Raw genomic sequence first — 6,590 nt, 5'->3', positions numbered from 1 at the left:
CGGACACAACATCTGCGCACGACGCAACCCCCTGTAGGAGCTGGCTTGCCAGCGATGGGGCCATTGAGTCTTGCATCAACCTGTCGGACGCCATCGCCGGCAAGCCGGCTCCTACAAGGGACGGCGTCGGACACAACATCTGCGCACGACGCAACCCCCTGTAGGAGCTGGCTTGCCAGCGATGGGGCCATTGAGTCTTGCATCGACCTGTCGGACGCCATCGCCGGCAAGCCGGCTCCCACAAGGGACGGCGTCGGACACAGGATCTGCGCATGATGCAAACCCCTGGAGGAGCTGGCTTGCCAGCGATGGGGCCAGTGAGTCTTGCATCGACCTGTCGGACGCCATCGCCGGCAAGCCGGCTCCCACAAGGGAAGGTGTCGGACACAGGATCTGCGTATGGCGCAACCCCCTGTAGGAGCTGGCTTGCCAGCGATGAGGCCAGTGAATCTTGTATCGACCTGTCGGACGCCATCGCCGGCAAGCCGGCTCCCACAAGGGAAGGTGTCGGACACTACATCTGCGCATGGCGAAAACCCCTGTAGGAGCTGGCTTGCCAGCGATGGGGCCAGTGAGTCTTGCATCGATCTGTCGGACGCCATCGCCGGCAAGCCGGCTCCTACAGTGTGCGGTGTTCACCGTGACGTGAACGATGACACGCAACACGCAAAAACATGCAGCGATCGAGTCCCGGCCAACACCTCATCAATCCCTGCCTCAAACGGCAGTAACGCGATAAGCGCAGCGCCGTGCCCCCAGCAGGATGTGCTCGACCCGCTCGACCCTGGCCCGCAGCACCTGCTCGAACACTTGCAATTCGGCCCGGCAGAAGCCCTGGCAGGCCGTGGCTGCCGCGCAGATCGGGCAATGGTTTTCCACCAGCACCAGGGCACCGTCGGGCTGCTCGCTGTACTCGGCCATGTAGCCCTCGCGCACCCGCAACGCCACCAGGCGTTCGACGCGTGCCTTGAGGTCCGGGGCGCCATCCATCTCGCGCTGGTACAGCGCCAGGGTCTGCTGCTCGCGAACTCCGATCAGGCGCTCGATGGCTTCCTCGCCGAACGTTTCGCGCACGGTCTGCAGCAACTGCACCGTCAGTTCCGAATGAGTATCGGGAAACCGTGCATGGCCGGCCGCCGTCAGTTGCCAGACCTGGGTCGGCCGCCCCACGCCACGGGCTTCGGAACGCGCTTCCACCAGCCCACTCGCCGCCAGCTTCACACACTGTTGCCGCACCGCCTCGCCCGTGGTGCCGAGGATCGCCCCTGCCTCGCCGGCCAACTGCGGCCCACGGGTCTTGAGCAGGTGCAACAGGCGATCCGCCGGAGACGCCGCCGAGTATTCCAAGTCATTTCTTGACAAACCAAGTCGCCTCGCCACAATATTCAAAGCATCTACTTGGCAAATTAACTCAAGCGTGACGCCGACGCAATTCGCCGACTTCCGTGCGGCGACGGCATTCACAGGGAACCGTCCATGCACACCCAGGAAAGCAGTTGGGGAGAACTCCTCTCCGGCAAGAACGCCGCCCGCTCCATCGCCCTTTCCGGCGGTATCGCGCTGTATGCGACCAACACTTACATCGCCACCACCATCCTGCCGTCGGTGGTCACGGAAATCGGTGGCCTGGGGCTCTACGCCTGGAACACCACGCTGTACGTGGTCGCCTCGATCCTCGGCTCGGCCCTGACCGCCAAGCTCCTGCGCAGCACCGGGCCGCGCCTGGCCTACGCCACGGCGGCGCTGGTGTTCATGCTCGGCGGGCTGATCTGCGCCCTGGCGCCGAGCATGCCGGTGATGCTCGCGGGCCGGGCGATACAAGGCCTGGGCGGCGGCCTGCTGCTCGCCCTGTGCTACTCGATGATCCAGCTGATTTTCGAAGAACGTCTCTGGCCCCGGGCAATGGCGCTGATCTCCGGCATGTGGGGCGTGGCGACGCTGGTCGGGCCGGCCGTGGGCGGGGTGTTCGCGCAAATGGACGCCTGGCGTTTCGCCTTCGGTTCGATGGTGCCCGTGTGCCTGGCGTACATCGTGCTCACCAGCAACGTGCTGCCCCGGCGCGAGGCCAGCCGCCCGGCTCCCGTGCGCCTGCCCATGCCGCAGTTGACCCTGCTGGCCGCCGCCGTGCTGGCGGTCTGTGCCGGTAGCGTCTCGACGCTGCCGGGTTGGAACCTGCTGGGCATCGCCGCCTGCATGGTCCTGGTGGCCGTGCTGATCCGCGTTGAATCCACCGCCGAGATCCGCCTGCTGCCCGAAGGGGCGTTTCATCTCGGGACACCGCTCTGCGCGCTCTACGCCACCACCAGCCTGCTGGTGATCGGCATGAGCAGCGATATTTTCATGCCCTACTTCCTGCAGCACCTGCACGGTCAGTCGCCCTTGATTGCCGGCTACATGACCGCGCTGATGGCGGCGGGCTGGACCGTGGCGGAAATCGGCAGTTCCGGCTGGACCGGGCGCAATGTGCAGCGGGCGATCATCAGCGGACCGGTGATTGTCCTCTCCGGCCTGGTGATCCTCGCATTGACCACACCCCTGAGCGACCTGGGCAGCTGGACATTGTTGGCGACGATCTGCCTTGGACTGACCCTGGTCGGTTTCGGCATCGGCGTGGGTTGGCCACACCTGCTGACCCGCCTGCTGCAGATGGCCACGGCGCAGGACCAGGACGCCGCAGCCTCGTCGATCACCACCGTGCAATTGTTCGCCATGGCGCTCGGCGCGGCGCTGGCGGGGGTGATCGCCAATATGGCCGGTATCAACGAGGTGGCGGGCACCGAAGGCACCGCCAGTGCGGCGCGCTGGTTGTTCGCCGTGTTCACCCTGGCGCCGCTGCTGGCGATCATGACGGCGGTACGCTCAACCCGCGGCCGACCCACAGAGGCGGCGCCTGGAAACGAGGCGGCACAAACCCTGTAACAGCCCGGCTTGCCGGCGGGGAGGCCCGTCAGCCTTGCGCTGCTCATACGGACGTCATCGCCGGCAAGCCGGCTCCTACAAGGAAAGGTGTCGGACACAGGATCTGCGCGCGACGCAAACCCCTGTGGGAGCTGGCTTGCCAGCGATGGGGCCAGTGAGTCTTGCATCGATCTGCCGAACGTCATCGCCGGCAAGCCGGCTCCCACAAGGGAAGGTGTCAGGCCTTGCGCCACACGCTCGCCAACCACGGCTGCTGCTCACGCGGCAGGCCGGTGGGGCGATAGTAGTGTTCCAGTTCGACAAAACCCGCCGCCGTCAGCAGTTCGCGCCAGGCCTCCAGGTCGTGGTAAGAACCATAGCGCTCGCCGTTCCAGCCCTCCTGGTTGTCCCCGCGCGGATTGGAGCTGAACAGCACGCCGCCCGGCTTCAGCGTGGTATGCAACTGCCCGAGCACCCGCGGCAGTTCCTGGCGCGGGATATGGAACAGCACGGCGTTGGCGAAGATCCCGTCGAAGCGTTCCGACGGCAGTTCGAGTTCGAGGAAATTCTGTTGCAGCACTTCGCACCCGCTGTCGTCGCGGGCCATCTGCGCAAAGCGCTCGGAGCCGTCGAGACCGACGGCGACATGGCCCATGCGGGTAAATGTCTGCAGGTCCCGCCCGGGACCGCAGCCGAAGTCCAGCACGGTAAACGGCGCCGTGCCCTGGATATGCCGCAGCAGCGCGTCGATGTTCTGGCTCACATCGTGGTCGCGGGTGCCTTCGCGGAAACCCTCGGCACTGCGGTTGTAGTGACCGAGGGTGGTGGAAGCGATCTGTTCGAGGTCGTTGGGGCCGAGGGTTTTCATCGCCGGTCTGCGTTGGGGGGGGATGATGCGAATATATCACCAGGCGGGTTTTTGCTGTGGCTGCAAAGGCCCCTTCGCGGGCAAGCCCGCTCCCACAAGAGACCGGGGTGAACCCAAAACCTGTAGGAACACCTCTTCGCGGACAGGCCCACTCCCACAAGGCACCGGGTGAGCGCAAAACCTGTGGGAGCGGGCTTGCCCGCGAAGGGGTCGCCACTCTCAGCGCTTGTTCAACACCCGCGCCAGGCGATCGCCACCGAGCTGGATCACCGCCACCAGAATCACCAGCAATACGATCACCGTCAGCATCACCTGGCTGTCGAAGCGCTGGTAGCCATAGCGATAGGCGATGTCTCCCAACCCGCCCGCGCCGATGGCACCGGCCATGGCCGAGGAGTTGATCATGGTCACCAGGGTGATGGTGAAGCCGCCGACAATCCCCGGCAACGCTTCGGGCAACAGCACATGCCAGACGATATGCCAGCGCCGGCAACCCATGGCCTGGGCCGCTTCGATGAGGCCGTGATCGACCTCGCGCAGACTCACCTCGGCGATCCGTGCGAAGAACGGCGTGGCGGCGATGGTCAGCGGCACCACGGCGGCCCAGACGCCGTAGGTGGTACCGACGATCAACCGGGTAAAGGGAATCAGGGCGACCATCAGGATCAGGAACGGAATCGAACGGAACAGGTTCACGAACGCCCCCAGTGTCCGGTTCAGCGCCGGCGCTTCATAGATCCCGCCCTTGTGGCTGGTAACCAGGATCACCGCCAGCGGAATGCCCAGCAGCAAGGCGATCAGCGAGGACACGCCGACCATCAGGAACGTGTCGATCACCCCCTGCCACAACCGATCAAGCCACATAACCCAGTACCTCCACCTGTTGTGCCCACCGGGCCGCGCGTTGCCGCAGTTCCTCGGCACCCAGCGAGGACGCGGTCACCGCCAGCAGCAATTGACCCAGGGCATGCCCCTGGATGCGTTCGACACCGCCCTGCAGCAGGCGCACCCTTCCGCCCAGGGCGTTGAACAGGGCCGCCAGGTCCGGTTCGTCGGTGGCGCTGCCGGTGAACCGCAGGCGCAGCACCACTGCCGCCGAGGGCGATGGCGGATCGGCCTGCAGGCGCCCTTGCAGCTCTTCGGGCAACCCATGTTGCAAGGGCGCGAGCAAGGTCTGGCTGACCTCATGCTGCGGATTGCCGAACACCTGCCAGACCGGCCCATGCTCGACGACCCGACCATGCTCCAGCACCACCACGCGGTCGCAGATATCGCGGATCACCGCCATCTCGTGGGTGATCAGGACGATGGTCAGGCCCAGCCGTCGGTTGATCTCGCGCAGCAGGCCGAGGATCGACTGCGTGGTCTCCGGGTCCAGCGCCGAGGTCGCTTCGTCACACAGCAGGATCGCCGGATCGTGAACCAGCGCCCGGGCAATCCCGACCCGCTGTTTCTGGCCACCGGACAACTGCGCCGGATAGGCCTTGTGCTTGTCCCGCAGGCCCACCAGCTCCAGCAGTTCGCGGACCTTCTGCTCGCGTTGCAGCTTCGGCACGCCGGCCACTTTCAATGGCAGCTCGACGTTCTGCCAGACGGTCTTGGCCGACATCAGGTTGAAGTGCTGGAAGATCATGCCGATGCGCCGGCGCAGTTCCACCAGACGGTCTTCATCGAACTCACCGATATCCACCTGGTCGATCAGCACCCGCCCGGAACTCGGTTGCTCCAGGCGGTTGATGGTACGGATCAACGAGGACTTGCCGGCACCGCTGCGACCGATGATGCCGAACACTTCGCCACGCTGGATCGCCAGGTCGATGCCCTGCAAGGCGTGCACCGGCCCCTGGCTGCCTTCGTAGGTCTTGCCCACGCCGATAAAACGCACATGGGCGCGATTGAGTCCGGGGTGCAGCTCGGTCTGCTCGGCCTCGCGTTGCGCCGCGTGCGGCGGACGCTGAAGATTGGCGACACTCATATCAGCCTTCCCAGCCGGCCTGGTACAGCTTGCCATGGGCTTTATCCAGGGCAGCGCGCACGGCTGGCGAATGCTGGTAGATATCGACGAACTTGATCAGCCGCGGATCGTTTTTCTCCTTCGGCTGGATCACGAACTGGATCACGTATTCCTTGTGATCGAGGCCGTCGAACAGCAACGCGGAACCGGCGTCGAAAGTCTTCGCCAGGCGGATATAGGCCGGGTAGCCCTGGACCAGGTCGGCATCATCGTAGGCACGCACCAGTTGCACGGCCTCGACCTGGAGGATCTTGATCTTCTTCGGGTTGCTGACGATATCGTCTTCGGTGGCCTTGTAGCCGACGCCGGGCTTGAGGGTGATCAGCCCGGCCTTGGCCAGCAGTTGCAGGCCACGTCCGCTGTTGATCGGGTCGTTGGCGATCGCCACGGTGGCGCCTTGCGGCAGCTCGTCGAAGCTCTTGTATTTCTTCGAGTAGAGGCCGACGTTGTTGATGATCCCCGGGGCGAAGGGCACCAGGTCGAAACCGGCGGCGGCCTTGGCGTTTTCCAGGAACGGGATGTGCTGGAAGTAGTTCACGTCGATATCGCCGGCGGCGAGGCTGACATTGGGCGCGATCCAGTCGGTGAACTCCACCAGCTCGACCTTGAGCCCCTGTTTGCCGGCCTCTTCGACGGCGGCCTCCAGCGGGATGGCGAAGGCGGCGGTGGTGCCGACCTTGAGCGGGGCATCGGCGGCATGGGCCACGGCGCCGAAGAGTCCGAGGGCAAGGGCCAGTGCTTTGACTGGTTGGGTGAGGCGTGTTGTTTTCATGATGGGTTTCCAGTCGTGAGGGTTGGGGTGTCTGGTCT

General features: G+C 65.1%; 6 protein-coding genes. 1 reads left to right on the top strand and 5 read right to left on the bottom strand.

The genetic code is table 11. The features are described 5' to 3' along the window. Nucleotides 1-717: 717 nt before the first annotated feature. On the bottom strand, nucleotides 718-1,347 hold the full coding sequence (locus ACL9RJ_RS29890) for a helix-turn-helix transcriptional regulator (protein WP_017125348.1): 630 nt from the start codon (nucleotides 1,345-1,347) through the stop codon (nucleotides 718-720). 129 nt (nucleotides 1,348-1,476) lie between these two features. Between ACL9RJ_RS29890 and ACL9RJ_RS29885 the strand changes: the two genes are divergently transcribed. Continuing rightward, complete coding sequence (locus tag ACL9RJ_RS29885; RefSeq protein WP_422765931.1) at nucleotides 1,477-2,919, top strand: MFS transporter; 1,443 nt, start codon at nucleotides 1,477-1,479, stop codon at nucleotides 2,917-2,919. Between the two features lie 217 nt (nucleotides 2,920-3,136). Here ACL9RJ_RS29885 and ACL9RJ_RS29880 read toward each other — a convergent pair whose 3' ends face one another. The 4 genes from ACL9RJ_RS29880 to ACL9RJ_RS29865 form a co-directional block, all read right to left on the bottom strand. Continuing rightward, on the bottom strand, nucleotides 3,137-3,766 hold the full coding sequence (locus tag ACL9RJ_RS29880; protein WP_422765930.1) for a class I SAM-dependent methyltransferase: 630 nt from the start codon (nucleotides 3,764-3,766) through the stop codon (nucleotides 3,137-3,139). A gap of 219 nt (nucleotides 3,767-3,985) precedes the next feature. Next, nucleotides 3,986-4,630 carry a methionine ABC transporter permease gene (locus tag ACL9RJ_RS29875; RefSeq protein ID WP_177083680.1) on the bottom strand — a complete coding sequence of 215 codons (645 nt, stop codon included), beginning with the start codon at nucleotides 4,628-4,630 and terminating at the stop codon, nucleotides 3,986-3,988. After that, entirely contained in the window at nucleotides 4,620-5,741 is a 1,122-nt protein-coding gene (locus tag ACL9RJ_RS29870) for a methionine ABC transporter ATP-binding protein (protein ID WP_017125352.1), read from the bottom strand. Before ACL9RJ_RS29870 ends, ACL9RJ_RS29875 begins: the two co-directional genes overlap by 11 nt. Before the next feature lies 1 nt (nucleotide 5,742). Further along, nucleotides 5,743-6,552 (bottom strand): MetQ/NlpA family ABC transporter substrate-binding protein, encoded by an 810-nt coding sequence (locus ACL9RJ_RS29865; protein WP_017125353.1) that lies wholly within the window; start codon nucleotides 6,550-6,552, stop codon nucleotides 5,743-5,745. Between the last annotated feature and the right edge of the window lie 38 nt (nucleotides 6,553-6,590).

It is taken from the genome of Pseudomonas sp. Mn2068 (genome assembly GCF_049319725.1).
Classification (GTDB): domain Bacteria; phylum Pseudomonadota; class Gammaproteobacteria; order Pseudomonadales; family Pseudomonadaceae; genus Aquipseudomonas; species Aquipseudomonas gingeri.
This window is presented reverse-complemented; position numbering and strand designations above follow the sequence as displayed.